This is a genomic window from Chryseobacterium sp. POE27, from assembly GCF_039727685.1.
In the GTDB taxonomy this organism is placed as follows: domain Bacteria; phylum Bacteroidota; class Bacteroidia; order Flavobacteriales; family Weeksellaceae; genus Chryseobacterium.
Map to the genome: position 1 here is coordinate 4,181,468 of NZ_CP152475.1, position 17,019 is coordinate 4,198,486.

The 17,019-nt window shown below is 37.7% G+C and carries 15 protein-coding genes and 3 pseudogenes; 5 read left to right on the plus strand and 13 right to left on the minus strand.

Annotated elements, in window-relative coordinates; all coding sequences use genetic code 11:
• Positions 1 to 5: 5 nt before the first annotated feature.
• The 3 genes and pseudogenes from AAHI02_RS20085 to tsaE form a co-directional block, all read right to left on the minus strand.
• Positions 6 to 378, minus strand: a pseudogene (locus AAHI02_RS20085) (hypothetical protein).
• Positions 378 to 1,572 (minus strand): annotated as a pseudogene (locus AAHI02_RS20090) (alanine dehydrogenase). The pseudogenes AAHI02_RS20085 and AAHI02_RS20090 overlap by 1 nt, the downstream one beginning before the upstream one ends.
• Before the next feature lie 67 nt (positions 1,573 to 1,639).
• Positions 1,640 to 2,047, minus strand: a complete 408-nt coding sequence (tsaE, locus tag AAHI02_RS20095; RefSeq protein ID WP_346984675.1) for a tRNA (adenosine(37)-N6)-threonylcarbamoyltransferase complex ATPase subunit type 1 TsaE — start codon at positions 2,045 to 2,047, stop codon at positions 1,640 to 1,642.
• Positions 2,048 to 2,171: 124 nt separating this feature from the next.
• On the opposite strand from tsaE, the pseudogene dnaG reads away from it, so the two are divergent.
• The 4 genes and pseudogenes from dnaG (at position 2,172) to AAHI02_RS20115 (ending at position 7,560) form a co-directional block, all read left to right on the plus strand.
• Positions 2,172 to 4,152: pseudogene (dnaG, locus tag AAHI02_RS20100) on the plus strand (DNA primase).
• Between the two features lie 109 nt (positions 4,153 to 4,261).
• Positions 4,262 to 4,951 carry an ATP-dependent Clp endopeptidase proteolytic subunit ClpP gene (gene clpP, locus AAHI02_RS20105; RefSeq protein WP_346986643.1) on the plus strand — a complete coding sequence of 230 codons (690 nt, stop codon included), beginning with the start codon at positions 4,262 to 4,264 and terminating at the stop codon, positions 4,949 to 4,951.
• 663 nt (positions 4,952 to 5,614) lie between these two features.
• Positions 5,615 to 6,163, plus strand: coding sequence for a type 1 glutamine amidotransferase domain-containing protein (locus AAHI02_RS20110; RefSeq protein ID WP_346984676.1), 549 nt, complete (start codon positions 5,615 to 5,617; stop codon positions 6,161 to 6,163).
• Between the two features lie 131 nt (positions 6,164 to 6,294).
• On the plus strand, positions 6,295 to 7,560 hold the full coding sequence (locus tag AAHI02_RS20115) for an esterase-like activity of phytase family protein (RefSeq protein ID WP_346984677.1): 1,266 nt from the start codon (positions 6,295 to 6,297) through the stop codon (positions 7,558 to 7,560).
• Between the two features lie 182 nt (positions 7,561 to 7,742).
• Here the strand turns inward: AAHI02_RS20115 and tpiA are convergent, their stop codons facing one another.
• Genes tpiA through AAHI02_RS20135 form a run of 4 tightly spaced genes read right to left on the minus strand, consistent with a single transcriptional unit; the run spans position 7,743 to position 10,636 of the window.
• Entirely contained in the window at positions 7,743 to 8,501 is a 759-nt protein-coding gene (gene tpiA / locus AAHI02_RS20120; RefSeq protein ID WP_346984678.1) for a triose-phosphate isomerase, read from the minus strand.
• Positions 8,502 to 8,561: 60 nt separating this feature from the next.
• The gene (locus AAHI02_RS20125) at positions 8,562 to 8,912 is read right to left on the minus strand and encodes a TerB family tellurite resistance protein (RefSeq protein WP_346984679.1); all 351 of its coding nucleotides are present in this window, start codon (positions 8,910 to 8,912) and stop codon (positions 8,562 to 8,564) included.
• Positions 8,913 to 8,958: 46 nt separating this feature from the next.
• The gene (locus AAHI02_RS20130; protein WP_346984680.1) at positions 8,959 to 10,068 is read right to left on the minus strand and encodes a BT_3928 family protein; all 1,110 of its coding nucleotides are present in this window, start codon (positions 10,066 to 10,068) and stop codon (positions 8,959 to 8,961) included.
• Between the two features lie 4 nt (positions 10,069 to 10,072).
• The gene (locus AAHI02_RS20135; protein WP_346984681.1) at positions 10,073 to 10,636 is read right to left on the minus strand and encodes a DUF1599 domain-containing protein; all 564 of its coding nucleotides are present in this window, start codon (positions 10,634 to 10,636) and stop codon (positions 10,073 to 10,075) included.
• 282 nt (positions 10,637 to 10,918) lie between these two features.
• Here AAHI02_RS20135 and folP point away from each other — a divergent pair, with 282 nt between their 5' ends.
• Entirely contained in the window at positions 10,919 to 11,692 is a 774-nt protein-coding gene (gene folP / locus AAHI02_RS20140) for a dihydropteroate synthase (RefSeq protein ID WP_346986644.1), read from the plus strand.
• A gap of 183 nt (positions 11,693 to 11,875) precedes the next feature.
• On the opposite strand, the gene AAHI02_RS20145 is transcribed toward folP, so the two are convergent.
• From AAHI02_RS20145 to AAHI02_RS20170, 6 genes are all read right to left on the minus strand, one after another.
• A complete protein-coding gene (locus tag AAHI02_RS20145; protein ID WP_346984682.1) occupies positions 11,876 to 12,112 on the minus strand; it encodes a hypothetical protein in 237 nt (78 codons plus the stop codon).
• Positions 12,113 to 12,134: 22 nt separating this feature from the next.
• Positions 12,135 to 13,400 (minus strand): DUF5686 family protein, encoded by a 1,266-nt coding sequence (locus AAHI02_RS20150; protein ID WP_346984683.1) that lies wholly within the window; start codon positions 13,398 to 13,400, stop codon positions 12,135 to 12,137.
• Positions 13,333 to 14,343, minus strand: coding sequence for a hypothetical protein (locus tag AAHI02_RS20155; protein WP_346984684.1), 1,011 nt, complete (start codon positions 14,341 to 14,343; stop codon positions 13,333 to 13,335). Before AAHI02_RS20155 ends, AAHI02_RS20150 begins: the two co-directional genes overlap by 68 nt.
• 168 nt (positions 14,344 to 14,511) lie before the next feature.
• Positions 14,512 to 15,681 (minus strand): DUF5686 family protein, encoded by a 1,170-nt coding sequence (locus AAHI02_RS20160; protein WP_346984685.1) that lies wholly within the window; start codon positions 15,679 to 15,681, stop codon positions 14,512 to 14,514.
• On the minus strand, positions 15,626 to 16,816 hold the full coding sequence (locus AAHI02_RS20165; protein ID WP_346984686.1) for a hypothetical protein: 1,191 nt from the start codon (positions 16,814 to 16,816) through the stop codon (positions 15,626 to 15,628). The genes AAHI02_RS20160 and AAHI02_RS20165 overlap by 56 nt, the downstream gene beginning before the upstream one ends.
• Positions 16,776 to 16,967, minus strand: coding sequence for a hypothetical protein (locus AAHI02_RS20170; RefSeq protein ID WP_346984687.1), 192 nt, complete (start codon positions 16,965 to 16,967; stop codon positions 16,776 to 16,778). The genes AAHI02_RS20165 and AAHI02_RS20170 overlap by 41 nt, the downstream gene beginning before the upstream one ends.
• Positions 16,968 to 17,019: the final 52 nt, after the last annotated feature.

Below are 17,019 nucleotides of genomic sequence, written 5' to 3' on the forward strand. Positions count from 1 at the left end.
AAGTATTATTTCATCTTCTTCAAGGATATCATTGTTGCCTTTTCTTCACATTTCTCAAATGTAATTTCATAAGCGGGATTTTTTTCCGGATAGGTTAGAAGATAATCAGGACAAGGCTTTTTCTGAGCGTGACTTCTGTCGAAATCGATGGTTCCTTTGGTGATAATGCTGTCTTTCAGAAATTTTTCATTAACATTCAATGCGGACATTTCAGCTTTAAACTGGTCAGAATAGGTAAAGTCTTTAGATAATGTTTCTGCGATGACACGGCTGTTGGGAAGATATCCGCTGCAGCTAGCGCCTTTTTTTGTTTAAGATAAAAAATACGATAATAAGTCCCGGAATAAGACCTATCATATAGAATTTCAGTTTTTTCATTAGAAGATTAAAAGATTGATATCGTGATACGTTAGCCCGAAACGATCGCAGATGATTTTCTTTGTGTGTCGGCCTTTGTACATGTAAAGACTTTGTTTCATTTCATTTTTGCGGACCAGCATGTTTTCAAAACCGCCTTCTTCGTCATAGTGCAAAATATAGGAAAGAAAGAAGTTTGAAATGGCTTTTGTAGTTGTTCTCGGCATTCTTGAGGTTAAGTTCGGAAGTCCGCAATGGATCACGCCATGTTTAATAATGTAAGGATCTTCCATCGTGGTAAGCTCAGAAGTTTCGATCACTTTTCCGTTATCGATGGTGATATCGATGATTACACTGCCTTTTTTCATTTTCATGACCATATCTTCGGTCACGATCGGTGTCATATTGAGTCTCGGCAAAGCTCCGATTACTACATCGGCTCTTCTTAATGCTTTCTTAAGCTCTTTAGGATCAATAATGGAAGTAGGGACTCGGCTGTCTACTAAAGTGTGAAGCCTCCTCAGCTTGGATAATGAATTGTCGAAAACCCTTACACTTGCACCAAGGCCAATGGCTGCTTTAGTAGCAAATTCTCCTACGATTCCCGCTCCCAGAATAACGACCTCGGCAGGTCTTACTCCAGTGATTCCCCCAAGCATCAGTCCGTTTGATAAAGCTAAGAGTTCCGAAGCATAAAGAATGGAAACTGTTCCCGCAATTTCGCCCACCAGCCTTACTAAAGCCAACTGCTTATATTCATCGACGATAAATTCAAAAGCAATGGCATTTACTTTTTTCTCGGCCAGTTTAAGGAAGTAATCTTTATCTCTCAGATTGATCTGAAGCGCGGATACAAGATACGTATTGGGACGCATATAGTCGATTTCCTCGTCCGTAGGCGGATTAACTTTCAGAATAAGATCTTGTGAAAATGCTTCTTTCGGATCATTGGTAATCTTTGCTCCCGACTCAGAGTATTGCAGATCTGTAAAAAAAAGAGCCTTCACCAGCTCCGGATTCTATAATGATTTCATGACCACTTTCTACCAGAACCTGTACAGCATCCGGTGTAATACAAGCTCTTCTTTCGTTCAGAGAAGTTTCCTTGGGGATTCCTATGCTGAACTGTTTTCCTTTTTTGATGACTTCAAGCTTTTCTTCTTTCGGCATCAGTTCCTCTTCGGTAAAAGGAGTAAAAATATTTGTAGTACTCATCCTTAAATAATTAAATTCTTACAGACTGTTATTTACATTCAATTTCAGAAACAAAGATACATAATATTTAGTCGAATGAGATTTCTCTATCTTCACCGGTATTTATGATGCTCATTTCGTGGAATTTAAGTCCATAAAGTTCATCTTCGTACACTTCCGGCCATTCGATAATACATAAAAAAGCGTTATCAAGGTATTCTTCAATGCCTATATCATACACTTCATCGATGTTTTTTAAACGGTAAAGATCAAAATGATACACTTTTCCGTTGGGGGTACTGTATTCGTTAACAATAGAATAGGTAGGCGAGTTGACTTCGTCTCCGCTTCCCAGCTTTTTCATAAGAAACTGAGTGAAAGTCGTTTTTCCTGCCCCGAGATTACCTTTTAAAAGTAGAATATTATATTTGAGTTCGGGAGCGATCTTGTCAACAATCTCCTGCCAGTCGTCGATATCTTTTATTGTAAACTGCATACCTTTATTTTAATGCAAAAATAGATAATGTAAGTGATTTAGTAATCAAAATTTTAGCAATATTCTTTCTAATACGTTTCATGATAGGTGTCGAAATTCTTCTTAAAATACCTATTTTTACATCATGATTTCCAAACAGACCATAGACAAGATATTTTCCACGATCAGGGTAGAAGAGATCGTGGGAGAATATGTGCAGCTGAAAAGGGCAGGGTCTAATTATAAAGGACTCAGTCCGTTTCATGACGAGAAAACACCGAGTTTTGTGGTGTCTGCAAGTAAGCAGATCTGGAAAGATTTTTCGACAGGAAAAGGAGGGACTGCGATTTCCTTTCTCATGGAAATTGAAAATTTCACGTATCCCGAAGCGCTTCGCCATGCCGCAAAAAAATACGGAATCGAGATTGAGGAAGATCAGCGCGAGTTTTCAGAAGAAGCCAAACAGGCAAACACCGAAAGAGATATCCTTTACAAGATCCATGAAGTGGCCAATAATTATTTCCAGGAAATACTCTGGGATTCGGATGAAGGCAGATCCATCGGTCTTTCCTATTTTAAAGAACGGGAACTGAGGGATGATATCATTAAAAAATTTCAGCTCGGATATTCTCCTGAAAAGAAAAATGCATTCACAGAATATGCATTGGAAAAAGGTTATGCAAAGGAAATTCTCGAAAAGTCAGGACTTTCCATTTTCCCGGAAAATACACCTTCCGGGGTTGACCGTTTTCGTGAAAGGGTGATTTTCCCGATTCACAGCTTTTCCGGAAGAGTGTTAGGTTTTGGAGCCAGAATTCTTAAGAATAATGTAAAAACGGCTAAGTACCTCAATTCTCCCGAAACTGAAATTTATCATAAATCCAATGTCCTTTATGGATTAAACCAAGGTAAGCAGGCGATTTCAAGAAAAAATGTCTGTCTTTTGGTGGAAGGGTATATGGACGTGATCTCGCTTCACATGTCGGGAATCGAGAATGTTGTCGCAAGTTCCGGAACTTCACTTACTACCGAGCAGATCAAGCTGATCAAAAGACTTACGGAAAACGTTACTATTCTTTTCGATGGCGATAATGCCGGAATCAAAGCAAGCTTCAGGAGTATTGATATGTTACTGACCGAAGGAATGAACATCCGGGTATTGCTGTTTCCGGATGGTGATGACCCCGATTCATTTGCCAAAAAGCATCCGCAGGAATATGTAGAAAAATTCATTGAAAATCAGGCAATGGATTTTATCGACTTTAAGGCAGAAATTCTCCTGAAAGAAGTCGGAAATGATCCTATCAAAAAAGCTGAAGCGATTCGCGATATCGTAAAATCGGTATCATTTGTTCAGAATGCTTTGAAAAGGGAAGTTTATCTTAAAGAAGTTTCCAATAAGTTCGGATTGTCAGAGCAGAGTCTTTTTAATGAACTGGATGTTCAGAAGCAAATCACTCAGAATCAGACCCAGAAAACCCAGGCCAGAACTGATGCACAGCAGCCTGCAAAACTTCAGATCGTTGAAGAGCCGCGAGATCAGGTAGATCCTATTATTTTTAATGTCACAAAGCTGGAGAATGAACTTATCAATCATATGCTGAATTATGGTGATGTGATTTTACAGCGAACAACTCCTGATGAACAGAATTACGAAATCACTGTCATAGAAGAAATCCTTCATCATTTCGAAGAAGACGGTTATGAATTTCAGGTGGAGCTCAATAAAAAAATTGTAGATTACATTAAAGAAGGAATTGAAAAGGAAGAGCTTAGGAAGGGGAATTTCTTTTTCGGACTGATGGATGAGGAGCTCAGCAAAGCGGCAGTCAACTCCATGAATATATACAGCGAACTGAATGACTGGGCAACCCGGAATATCTTTTCACCCAATTATGGAGATAAAATTCCCGAACAGGTTGCCGGTGATATCCTGATCCATAAATTCCGATACGTTAATTTTTTAATTTTAAAAACTAAAAAAAGAACTCGCAGACCATGCAGATTCTGATGAAGGGAAATATTTTGAGCTGATCAAAAAAATCCAGATGCTTACCCTTGTATCAGTCGAATTATCCAAAATTCTGAATTATTCAGCAATTACAGGAATTTATTCTGACAGATAACGTTCAATTATTTTCTGTTTAAAAAAAGTCTGTGACAAAAAGTCCTATAATATTTTAGGAATAAAAGTTGTAATTTAAACTTCGTAAAATTTAATAATACATAATAGAAATATGGACATTAAAAAAAGAATTCAGAGATTTCTCTGTAAAGCATTTAGGAAACAGCGGTCTGGCTACCGATCAGTATATGGGAATGTATGGTCCTACGAATCTTACGCCATACATCATGGAAGAAAGAAGATTGAACGTTGCACAGATGGACGTATTTTCTCGTCTGATGATGGACAGAATCATCTTCCTTGGAACAGGGATCGACGACCAGGTTGCCAATATTGTAACCGCACAGCTTCTGTTCTTAGAAAGTGCAGATCCTTCAAAAGATATTCAGATCTATATCAACTCTCCAGGTGGCAGCGTTTATGCTGGATTAGGGATTTATGATACGATGCAGATCATCAAGCCGGATGTAGCTACTATTTGTACTGGTATTGCCGCATCAATGGGTGCTGTTTTGCTGGTTGCCGGTGAAAAAGGAAAGCGTTCCGCTTTGAAACACTCAAGAGTGATGATTCACCAGCCGTCAGGAGGGGCACAAGGGGTAGCTTCCGATATGGAAATCAACCTGAGAGAGATGTTAAAGCTTAAAAAAGAATTGTACGAAATCATCTCCGAGCATTCCGGCCAGACATTTGAATGGGTAGAAAAAGCGTCAGACAGAGATTATTGGATGACCTCCGAAGAAGCCAAAGGTTTCGGAATGGTAGACGAAGTTTTACAGAGATCAAAAGACAAAAAATAATTTCTTCTCGTGGAGAAATGAAATAAACCGCATCAGTTTTTGGTGCGGTTTATTTCATTTCTTATCAGGAGCAATTTGATTACATTGAAAAGCAATATTTATTTTCTATTTGAAGCTTTTTCCGGCTTTCCGCACTCGCTATTTCATTATTTTCGGGTTGCGGCGGCTTTGCCGCCGCAACCCGAAAATAATGAAATGAGCTCAGACAATCGCTGCAATCCGGGCTAGGGTAGCCATTATCGTTATAAATCTTAGTTCAGGTAAGAGAAGTTTGTATTCAATAGGGATGAATTAAGAAAAAGCCAGGCTTTAGCCAAAACCTACTGTAAGTTTTGGCTTAAGCTCTTGTGCTGGTTCTTATTTGAATATGACTGAAGTCCGACGCTATTTATATTCTAATGCTATAGCTCAGATAAATACATGTTTATGATTTTACTGTTCCTCTACATGGTAAGCTAAGTGACATTCACTTAGCTACCTAAGGATTATCCGCTTAGCCGCCTAAGTGGCGTCACCTTAGCTCCTTTAGTGTCTACCCAAAGTTTTCAAAATTGAAATCTAATGAATTATTAAAGCATATTTTAACAATTTTTATCAGTTGAACAGACATTAACGGCACCATTTTTACACTTAAAATGGCATAACACTTAAATCATAAAAATTATGTCAAAGAAAATTGCAATTTTAGCAACACACGGTTTTGAAGAAAGCGAATTAAAATCTCCAAAAGAATATTTAGAACAGCAAGGCTGTACAGCACACATCATCAGTCCGGAATCGGGAGCAATCAAAGCGTGGGCTGAAAAAGACTGGGGACAGGAATATCCGGTTGATAAAACATTAGATGAAGCAAACGCTTCAGATTACGATGCGTTGGTTCTTCCCGGAGGTGTTATCAACCCGGATCAACTGAGAACAAATGAAAGTGCTTTGTCTTTCGTAAGAGATTTCTTTCAGCAGCAGAAACCTGTGGCAGCTATTTGTCATGGTCCTCAGATTCTGATCAATGCTGAGGTGGTAGAGGGAAGAAATATGACTTCCGTTAATTCCATCAGCAAAGATCTTAAAAACGCAGGAGCCCAATGGGAAGACAGCGAAGTAGTGGTAGACAATGGGCTTGTAACCAGCCGTACCCCTAAAGATCTTCCTGCGTTCAATGCCAAAATGGTAGAAGAGATCAAGGAAGGAAAACATGAAGAACAGACCATATAAAATGAAACATCATTAAACTTATCAAGACCCGGAAAATGATCCGGGTCTTTTTTATATTTAAAATACAATTATTATTACATTCAAGATAAGTTTACAATCAATAGCTACTTTCGCGTACAATAAAAGTAAGCATGAAAAAATTCTTATTACCTCTGTTGACAATTGCCGCTCTTACAGCGTGTAACAACAATGAGGATAATGTAAACAATCAGGATATTAATTATTCTAAACTTCCACAGGAATTTCCGTTCACCACATTGGCAACTCTTAATGGCGTGAATGTAATTAGCGGAGGTTTCGGTTCGGGTGCAACAGCGCATCCTACGAGAAAAGGCGAATTCTATTTGATCACCGACCGTGGCCCGAATGTCGCATATTCTAATGGTATCAAGATTTTGACTCCGAACTTTACACCTACCATTATGCATTTTAAAATCAATGCAGACGGAAATATTGAAGTCATTAAATATATTAAACTTAAAAATCCTTCCGGCCAACCTATCACCGGTCTTCCAAATCCCGCAGGAATGGGAAGTACGGGAGAAATCGCTTATGCTGTAGATGGAAGCGTGTTGGGAACTGATAATTACGGACTGGATAGCGAAAGTATCGTAGCGGCTGCAGACGGAACGTTTTGGGTTTCCGATGAATATGGTCCTCATATCGTTCATTACAATGCAGATGGAGTAGAACTGGAGAGAATTAGCCCTATCGGTGTAAATACCGGTACCAGAAAGCTTCCGGCCGTTTTTGCAAAAAGACGCCCGAACCGCGGAATGGAGGGAATGTGCATGACACCCGACGGAAAAATACTGGTAGGAACGATGCAGTCTACTATGTATGTTCCGACTAAAACTCTGGCGACCAATAAAACACTCACGAGAATTGTGACCTTCGACCTTGCAACAGGAAAAACCAAACAATTTTTATACAAGCAGGATGGTGGTGCTTCAGACTCTGTATGTGAAATTACGCCGATCAGCAATACTGAATTTCTTGTGATTGAAAGAGATGGAAACTTTGGTTCTGCAGGCGGATTGAAGAAGGTCTACAGGATTAATATAACCAATGCTTCCGATGTATCAGGAACAGATCCTGCTGCTGTAGACGGAATGAAAATTAATGGAAAAGCGCTTGAGGAATGTACCTGGGCTGAAATTGCCACGGCAGGATATCAGCCTGTCACCAAAACATTAGCCGTAGATCTTGTTGCCAAAATAGGGTATGAACATGATAAATTTGAAGGGATTGTTTATCTCGGAAATAACAAGCTGGCGGTTTTTAATGACGATGATTTTGGTGTTACCGACGACGGAAACGGAAATCCGAAAACGAAAATCCTTCCTAAAACAGGAAAACAGGATAAAGGAACTATGTATGTAGTCGATATTCAATAATTAGATTTTGTAAAAAAGGGGCGGCATCGAAGATGCCGCCCCTTTTGTTTTTATCTCCTGTCCCAATCCGCAAAAAAATATTATTATAATCATCTGTGAAAATCTGCGAAATCCGCGGGAATTTAAAAAACAAAAAAAGACCGTCCAAAAGACGATCTCTATAAAAATATTTTAAATCTAAATTAATTAAAAGCCTCAATAATCTTAGAAAAATCCTCCAGTTTCAAAGCAGCTCCTCCGATCAATCCTCCGTCGATATCAGGCTGTGAAAAGATTTCTTTCGCGTTATCAGGTTTTACGGAACCTCCGTAAAGAATAGAAACTTCATCCGCAATTTCCTGCCCGTACTTTGCAGCGATAATGCTTCTGATATGGGCATGGATTTCCTGTGCCTGCTCAGGAGTTGCTGTTTCACCTGTTCCGATAGCCCAAACCGGTTCGTAAGCGATCACTACTTTTTTGATTTCTTCAGCAGAAAGAGTGAAAAGGGCAACTTCAGTCTGGTTTTTAACCACTTCAAAATGCTGTCCTGCTTTTCTCTGCTCCAGCGTTTCACCATTACAATACACCGGGATAAGACCTTTATCCAAAGCCAGTTTTATTTTTTTATTGCAATGAGAATCTGTTTCACCGTGATATTGTCTTCTCTCGGAATGCCCGATCAGAGAGCCTGCAGCATCAATAGACTCAAGCATATCGGCCGAAATTTCACCTGTATATGCACCGCTTTCATGCTCGCTCATATCTTGTGCAAGGACACCGATCTCATCTTTCTCGAAGATGTCTTTCGCCATCATTAAATATAAAGACGGTGGTGCAATCCAGACTTCGCAATTGGTCGTATTGTTGTTTTTATAGCTTAGTAACTGAACCATCAATTGTTGTGCATCAATTACATTTTTGTTCATTTTCCAGTTTCCTGCAACTATTTTTCTTCTCATAGTTTCTTATTATTTTTAGGAGTTGAGGTTAGAATCAGATAAAGCTAATTCTGATTTTAATTAATTAATATTCCAGATTTTTTTTAAAAGAGTATAGTAAGAATGCTCTTCGTCGGTTACCTTATTGTCGGCTTTGATTAAAGTTTTGGCAAATTGGATAAAATTCAAGCGTTCTTCTTCCGTAGAATCATCGTAAAAACAGTTAGCGTGGAACTCGAAATGTCCTTTCCATTCTTCGGGCTTCAGCAAAGCGATGGTTTCAAGCTCATTATCAAGATCCATTTTAAAAGGAAATTCGTCTGCCAGATATTGTTGTACAAGCATTCCTTCTTCCGGAGCAAATTCTCCGTCTACCGAAGATAATATCATCAATAAATGGTATCCGGCAATCGGTTTATTTGATTTCTGCATGAGTAAATATATAATAAAAGTTAGTGTTTAAATTTTAGCTAAAGAATTATTTAATGTATTCCTTTGCCGGCTGCTTATCAACAATTTTTCCGTTCTGTAAAACAAGAACAAATGGATTGCTTCTTGCGATCGTCTTAATGGCAGTACCGTCCATCATCATATTTTTAATGGTTTTAAAGGTGTTCGGATCTGTTGATACACCGTACACAACATTGGCTTTCTGTGCTTTTACTTTAGCTTCTACCTGCTTCAGTAACTCCGGGGAAACCTCTTTTGGATGATAAGAAAATACAAGGATTGCTTTCGGTGTGTTGATCACTTCTTCAGTCACATCCATCCCGGTAGGATCTTCAATTTTAAATTTAACAATTTCCGACTTATAGCCTTCTTTTACCAAAACAGATTCATTTTTTCCTTCTTCAATTTTCCATGGCGATCCTTCTGCCCAGTATTTTGTTTCTTTAATGTAATCATCCTGATTTACTTTCAGTATTTCTCCTGTCTTCTGGTTTTTAAGGGAATAAAAAGTTTTATATTCAGATGGGTTTTTATTGATTTTTTCGTTCTCCGATTTTAGATCTGTTCCGATTTTATAATCGCGGAAATCAATTACAGGTTCGTATAAAATCCCATAAGTGCCAATACCTATCATTACCAGCGAAAATATAGCTAAAAGTATATATCTGAATTTGTTAGACTCTTTTTTCTCGTTATACGTGTACGTGTCTTTTTTCTTAAATTCTTTCCTGTAAAGGGTAAACAGAAGAATTAAAGCGAACAGAAGTACAATATCTTTAATGAAACTTTGCCAAGGCGTAAATTTAATAGCATCTCCAAAGCACCCGCAATCCGTCACCACATTGAAATAGGCAGAATAGAAAGTCAGAAAACCAAAAAAAACACAAAGTGCAATCAGTGCTGAAAGGGTAAATTTAAGCCTGAGTTTTAGCAAAAGCATGAATCCGAGCAGAAGTTCCAGAATTACAACAATCACTGAAAATAGCAGCGCAAATTTTTCAAAGAAAGGCATATTGAAGACCGCAGGAGAGAAGTATTCTTCCATTTTAAAAGAAAAACCGACCAGATCTACCGCTTTTACAAATCCCGAAAGGATAAAAATCACTGCAACAACGAAACGTAATAAACCTTTGATCATATAATTAGTTTTTAGATTCAAGCTTGTTTTCTTTTTCAGAGAATTTGATGAGGCAGAAAACGGAATAATTCAGCATATCAAAATAATTGGCATCCAGACCTTCAGAAACAACCGTTACGCCCTGGTTGTCTTCAATTTGTTTTGTTCTTAAAACTTTTTGATAAATCAGATCCGTGATCGACGAAATCCTCATATCTCTCCAGGCTTCTCCGTAATCATGGTTCTTTCGCTCCATCAATTGTCTGGCTTCAGTAGAATATTGATCATAAAGTTTGAGGATCTCTTCGTTATTTTCATTAAAATCATTTGAAAAGCCCTTTTCAAGCTGGATAAGGGCAATAATCGAATAATTGATAATCGCCACAAATTCATCCTCTTCACTTTCATCCACCATTTTCTTATCAGTCATCTGCAGGGTACGGATTCTGTTAACTTTAATATAAATCTGATCTGTAATAGAGCTTGGTCGTAAAACCCTCCACGCCGGGCCGTAATCCTGTAATTTTTTACTGAAAAGCTCACGGCACTGACTGATAATTTTCTCAAACTGTACTGATGTTTCTGACATAAATTCTCTTAATCTTTCAAATATACGAATTAGGTTTTAGGTAGCGGAAATCAGGGCCTAGTTTTTTGTTTGGAGAGTTTGATTGAATAACGCATTTGAATAAGAGCATTTTTATTCTTTTGTTTTATTTTTGTACAATAAATTTTCAGTTTAATTGTCGTTATGTCTAATCAGAATTTATCAGGCTTGCAAGTATCTTCGCTCTTTGGTTCTTTAAACATTCAATCTTTCCATTCAATCAATTGTAACGGAAGGCTGGTAGATCTTTCGGAACCGAAGATTATGGGAATTCTCAATCTTACACCGGATTCATTTTCTGACGGTGGAAAATTCAATACCGAAAAATCGGCGTTAGAACAAACCCATAAAATGCTGAAAGAAGGAGCGGAAATTATAGACATTGGTGCACAGTCGACACGTCCTTACGCTGAATTTCTGAGTGCAGAAGAAGAAATCAAAAGAATAGGCAATATCATTTCTTTAATTAAAAAAGAATTTCCCGAAGCATTGATTTCTCTGGATACGTTCTATTCAGAAACGGTAAAATATGGTTTTAATGAAGGAATTGATATCATTAACGATATTTCCGGAGGGCATTATGATGATAAAATGTTTGATACCGTTGCCAAAACAAAACTTCCCTATATTCTGATGCATGTAAATTCTACGTATGAAACCATGCATGATAAAATAAAATTTGATGATATTGTTCTTTCTGTTAACAAATATTTTTCTGAAAAAACCAACGAATTATTAAGTAAAGGTGTTACTGATATTATTCTTGATCCCGGTTTCGGCTTTGGAAAAACTGCGGAAGATCAGATGAAAATGATTGATGAAATAAAATATCTGGGGTTTGGTAAATTTCCTTTATTGATTGGAATTTCAAGGAAATCTTTTATATATAAACCTTTGGGGAAATCTCCTCTCGACATTAATGAAGAAACCCAGAAACTTCATCTGAAAGTTCTACAGCAAGGCGCGAAGATCTTACGCGTTCATGATGCGGCAGAAGCCAGGAAAACGGTTGATCTTTTTAGGAGTAATAGCGTTTGAGCGTGGGAGTGTTTTAGTGTGACAGGATTTTAGCGTATGCGAAAGAGTCAGACAGTTGTGGTATCTATAATAAAATTTTTAAATAATAGATTAAACGCTTCTACACTAAACTCTAAAACTCTAATACTCTCTCACGCTAAAACACTCCTACTCTCCAACCCTCAGACCCTCCCACGCTCAAGCTCAATTAAGATTCGAAAGCTTATCCGCAAACTGCTTCGAGAATTCTTTTCTATCTTCTTCCAGCTTTTCCTGATTCTGCGGAAGAATATAGTTGAAAAGTATTTTGCCTTCGTTATCTAAAAAAATAATTTCCTTCTCGTTTTCGCTGATCATCTGTGCGAAAATTTCCCACATCGAAGTATCTTTCAACTTTAATAGTTCAAAAAACTGTTCTGCTTTTATTTCGATTTTTTGCATATCGGTTGTATTGTTTTTTTGATTAAAATTCCAAAAGTTTTAATTTAAACTGAACCGCAAAATTCTGCTTAAAATTCCGGGTGGTATAATAGCCTACCCTGTAAAATAGTCCAAGATTAAAATAGGTTGAAAGAAAATTGTTCCATTCAAGGCCAACTTCCTGGTACAGATGGTCCAGCGGCCTGAACTTAAACTGGTGATATTCAGGATGCGCCATATTTCCGATAGTTCCCCTCAACACAAAATCAAAACTTGAGATATTCTGCCCGAAACTTTTAAAATATAAAGGAAGCTTATGCGTGAAATAGTAGGCGACGAAGCGGTCATTGTAATATTTCCCGCCCTCCAACGTGGCAAAGCCGAGAAATGAAGTCAGGTTAAAATTAAAATCCCTTCTCGGTGACGCCAGTCCGTTCATAGTAAAATTTTTCCAGATCGGTGCATCCCCAAAGACCATTCCTCCGTAGAGCCGGAAGCCCGTGGTTCCCAGCATCGTCTTAAAATTGTGTACAATGAGCGCATCAAATCTCGTATAATTAAAATCCCCGCCAATCAATTTATAGCTCTGCTCATAATTAAAATACAGCTCAGGATATTTTTGGTCGATCAGGGATTTCCCCTGAGGCGTCATGATGTTGGTAGAATTCGGAGAATATTTTAAAGTAAATAATGTGTTGAAATTGTCAAAAGAGGAGCCTTTCCCACGGAAAGAATAATCAAACATTGCTTCTTCAAGGTTTTTTCTCGCCGCAAATACCAATGTTAATCCATTCGTTACATCATTTAAATAAGAAATGGAACCACCCCTGTAATGATAATAACGGTCGTTATTCAAATTATTCCCATAGTTTGCCATTCTCATCTTGAAATTCCAAAGTCTTCTGTAAAATTCCCCGGAAGCGGTCACATCATCATAATAATCAACCCTGAAATAGGAATCTTTTTCTAACGTTGTTTTAATATCAAGTCCGATTCTGTATTTCCACTTATCATCTTTAAAACCATAGGCAAAAGTATAATCAGGAGAAAAATACGGATTGAAACTTTCATTAAGTTTAGCTTTCAAACCGACCCGGAAACCTTCATATAAATTGTAATTAATAATTTCATCCACCGCAAAATCCACAACGCCAACTTTTATCTGCCCGTTTAATAACAAGCCTCCTAACACTCTTGCTTTCCGGTCGATATTGTATATTTTTCCAAGGCTGTCAATGGTTTTATAGGTGTTCCTTTCTCTTTCTGTTAAAGGATCTGTCCTGTACTGATCCAGTGTTTTTCCCCCCAATATTTTTTACGGAAAAAGTATATCCTTTAAAGTCATTTTTATCATTTTCAGCAGGCGACTTATAATCAAAATAGTGCGAAGTCAGAAAAGCATAAGTGCCGAAACTCTGTCTCTTATTTTTCTCGTGTTTTTCGTCAGGGTATTCTTTATTATCTTCTTCCATCACCATATTACTCATCTTGAGCTTTACGGTTTCATGAGCGAGAAACCATTTGCCGTTGAAATAGATCCAGGTGCTTGTAATAATACCGTCGTTTTTGTTTTTGCTGAAATTTTCGATTTTCTTTATGCCGTAAGTATCAGTGTCAATATAAATCGCACCGTTATATTTTCGCTTTTTATCCGGTTTTTTATAGTTGACTTCCCTGAAGCGGATCACAAAATTTTTTCTTCCGTCCATTTCAATAGTGTCGGTTAAAAAGAATCTGTATAATCCTCTGTTTTCCTGTCTCAGCTGGGCGGGAAGCTGATCACGATTACTTTGCTGAAGGGCAATCAATTCATAGATCGGCTGCTTCAGTCCGGAAATTCTGTTGTCCAGAATATTGATTTTTTCACCGTAGTTTTTTGAGTATAAAAATTCCTGTGCTCTTTCCCATAAAAATAATTTACTCTTTGAAAATATCTTTCTGGCAGATACATTATTCAGTGAATCCTTTTCTCTTTTTTTCCTGAAAAAAGCGGAATTCTCAAAAAACTGTTGGTATTGGGTAATGCTGTCTTCATCAATGTCCAGAGAGATTTTCTCATAAGATTTATAAGAATAGGAATCCAGGGTTTTTGGAGAGTTTTCCCGGAACAGCTGATTGACTTTTTTCAGGATTTCAAGGGCTCTGGGATCGCTTTTGTCTTCAATTACGACTGCTTCAATAGAAGTTACTTTCGATTGTGAGAAACCAAAAATGTATATCCAGAAACATATAAACACGACAATCCTATTCATAGAAACTTGCCAAAATTAATGATATTTATTGTCCTGGAAAAGTTTTTACCCATTGATATTCACTGCATTTTTCATAAGAATTATCAATCACAAAAAAATCCCGGAATTTCCGGGATCTGGTATTTCGTCTTTTAATTTTTTTAATATTAAATTCTTAATGTCACTCAATTAGTTCAAAAGATTAAACTTTATCTTGATCCCCATATTTTCTTTGAATTCTGAGGTCTGGTAATATCCCAGCCTGTAGGAAAAGCCTACACCGAATCTGGTTCCTAAAAATCTGTTCCACATCACACCGGCCTCCTGATAGTAGTGATCCAACGCACGGAATTGAAACTGATGATCTCCTGCATTTTTAAAATCACCGATGGCCGACTGATATTCCAATTCGATATCTGAATATCTTTTACCCAACGTTTTAAATCGGAAAGGAAGGCTCTGCGAAATTTTAAAACCTGCAAATTTATCGGCAAAGAAAGTTCCCGAAGGCATGGTGGCAAATCCGAAATTGGAAGGGGTACTTATATTGGAATACCAGTGATCGATATTTACATCATTCTGTCCGGCAATTTCAAAGTTCTTCCAGATTGGTGCAGTTCCCGATGAGATTCCACCGAAAAGCTTAATGTTGGTATAACCCAGTTTTGATCTGAACTGATGAATGATTAATGCATCAAGTCTGTTATAATCCAAATCTCCGCCTAAGGTTTTAAATCCTTTTTCATAATTTAAAAACACCTGTGGATATCCTTTTTCATACGTATATTTCCCGGAAGGGGTCATGATATTTTTATCGTTAGGCGCAAATTTTAAAGATAAAATGGCATTCGTATTGTCAAAGGTATTGCCCATATTTTTATACTGGTAATCAAAAAGAGCATTTTGTTTCTCTTTGTTCACCGCAATTTTCATACTTAATGAATTGGAAATATCATACAGGAAAGAGGCTCCGTACCGCTGATTTCTGTAAAACGTTGAATTATGAAGATCGAGGTTCATATCCGATAATTTCATCATCATATCCCACATATGGTTGCTGAATCTTCCGGCAGCAAACACATCATCCACATATTCAACACGGAAGACGGAAGTTCTTTTGTCAGACAGTTTTACATCCAGCCCAAGTCCGTATTTCCAGCGGTGGTCTTTAAATCCGTACCCGAAATATCCGTCAGGAGAAAATGTTTTGCTGAATTTTTCATTAAGCTTTACCCCTGCTCCCAAGCGTATTCCCTGGTATTTATCATAGCTGATGAATTTAGTAAGGTCGAAATCAATCATTTTATAACGAAGGTTTCCTCTTAAAAGCTGGGTCAAAGTATTGAGTTTTTTTCTCAAAATCATGTTTTTGCACAAAACTGTCGATCTTCGTGTAGGTATTGCTTTCTCTTGTGGTAAGGCTGTCGGTTCTGTATTGCTGCAGCAGGCTTCCGTCGGAGTTTTTCATTTCCAGGGAATAGCCTTTAAAGTCAGAGGCTTTCTGAGGCTGGTCGATTTCAAAATCGAAGAACCTGTTTTTTACATACAGGTAATTGCCGAATTTCTTTTTGTTGTATTTTGGCTCACCTGTTTTTATACTGTCTTTTTTAGACGTATCGAAGCTTGTGTCGCCCATTTTAAGCCTCAGATCTTCATAATCCAGAAACCATTTGTTGTTGATGGGCTTCCAGACCGACACAATATTGCCTTCATTCCTTTTTTTGCTAGTGCTTTCAAATTTTTTCAGGGCATAGCTGTCGGCGTCCACATAGATTTTCCCGTTGAATTTTCTTGGATTCTGCTTCTTTTTATCGGTGATCTCTTTAAACTTGATGACGTATGTTTTTCTTCCGTCAAGCTGTATCGTGTCGGTAAGGTAATAATTAAACAGCTTTCTGTTTTCCGGTCTCAGCTGTCTCGGTGTTCTGTCGAGATTCGAAACATTGAGCGCCAGCGCTTCATAGATCGGATTTTTAAAACCTGACATTCTATTGTCGATGATATTGGTTTTCTCACCGTATTTTTTAGAATATTTGTATTCCGTGGCTTTTTCCCAAAGAAACATCTGGCCTTCCGTCGATGCTTCTACAAAATCTTCCGCGATCAGGGAATCCTTTTTGTCGCTTTCTTTTTGTTTAAAATCTTTATGATCGACCTTGGACAGGGAGTCTTTTCTTGTGGCTAAAAAGTTTTTATAAATATCAATGGAATCTTTGTCCAGATCAATGGAATATTTCGCATACGACTTAAAATTGTACGATTCCAGGGACTTGGGAGAGTTTTCTTTGGCCCGTTTGTTAAGTTCGTCAAGGATTTTCAGTGCTCTGGGATCACTTTTATCGTTGATCACCACGCGGTCAATATTTCCCCTTTTCTCTGATAAAGGCTGCATGGTAACCTCCATGTTTTTCCTTACATCTGCCGTCACATCTTCGAAATTGCTGGCCAGGATTTCAACTTTTTTTACATTTCGTTTTAAAAGATAAAGCTCCATTGAGATCCGTTTTTCCCAAGAGGGCATCATCACAATAAACGGCGGCATTGTAAACCGGTTGCTTGTCGGCTTTATTGAAAACCTTCAACTGGGTTTGTCCAAAAACGATTGCTGTACAGAACAAAAACAGCGGGAATAGAAATTTTGTCATTAGTCTTTTTTAATAGTATGACAAAACTATTGATAAGAAGGTTACAAAACCA

Coding starts and splice junctions, on each gene's coding strand:
- tsaE (WP_346984675.1), bottom strand. CDS start 2,047: ATGCAGTTTACAATAAAAGATATCGACGACTGGCAGGAGATTGTTGAC.
- AAHI02_RS20110 (WP_346984676.1), top strand. CDS start 5,615: ATGTCAAAGAAAATTGCAATTTTAGCAACACACGGTTTTGAAGAAAGC.
- AAHI02_RS20115 (WP_346984677.1), top strand. CDS start 6,295: ATGAAAAAATTCTTATTACCTCTGTTGACAATTGCCGCTCTTACAGCG.
- tpiA (WP_346984678.1), bottom strand. CDS start 8,501: ATGAGAAGAAAAATAGTTGCAGGAAACTGGAAAATGAACAAAAATGTA.
- AAHI02_RS20125 (WP_346984679.1), bottom strand. CDS start 8,912: ATGCAGAAATCAAATAAACCGATTGCCGGATACCATTTATTGATGATA.
- AAHI02_RS20130 (WP_346984680.1), bottom strand. CDS start 10,068: ATGATCAAAGGTTTATTACGTTTCGTTGTTGCAGTGATTTTTATCCTT.
- AAHI02_RS20135 (WP_346984681.1), bottom strand. CDS start 10,636: ATGTCAGAAACATCAGTACAGTTTGAGAAAATTATCAGTCAGTGCCGT.
- folP (WP_346986644.1), top strand. CDS start 10,919: ATGGGAATTCTCAATCTTACACCGGATTCATTTTCTGACGGTGGAAAA.
- AAHI02_RS20145 (WP_346984682.1), bottom strand. CDS start 12,112: ATGCAAAAAATCGAAATAAAAGCAGAACAGTTTTTTGAACTATTAAAG.
- AAHI02_RS20155 (WP_346984684.1), bottom strand. CDS start 14,343: ATGAATAGGATTGTCGTGTTTATATGTTTCTGGATATACATTTTTGGT.
- AAHI02_RS20165 (WP_346984686.1), bottom strand. CDS start 16,816: ATGGAGCTTTATCTTTTAAAACGAAATGTAAAAAAAGTTGAAATCCTG.
- AAHI02_RS20170 (WP_346984687.1), bottom strand. CDS start 16,967: ATGACAAAATTTCTATTCCCGCTGTTTTTGTTCTGTACAGCAATCGTT.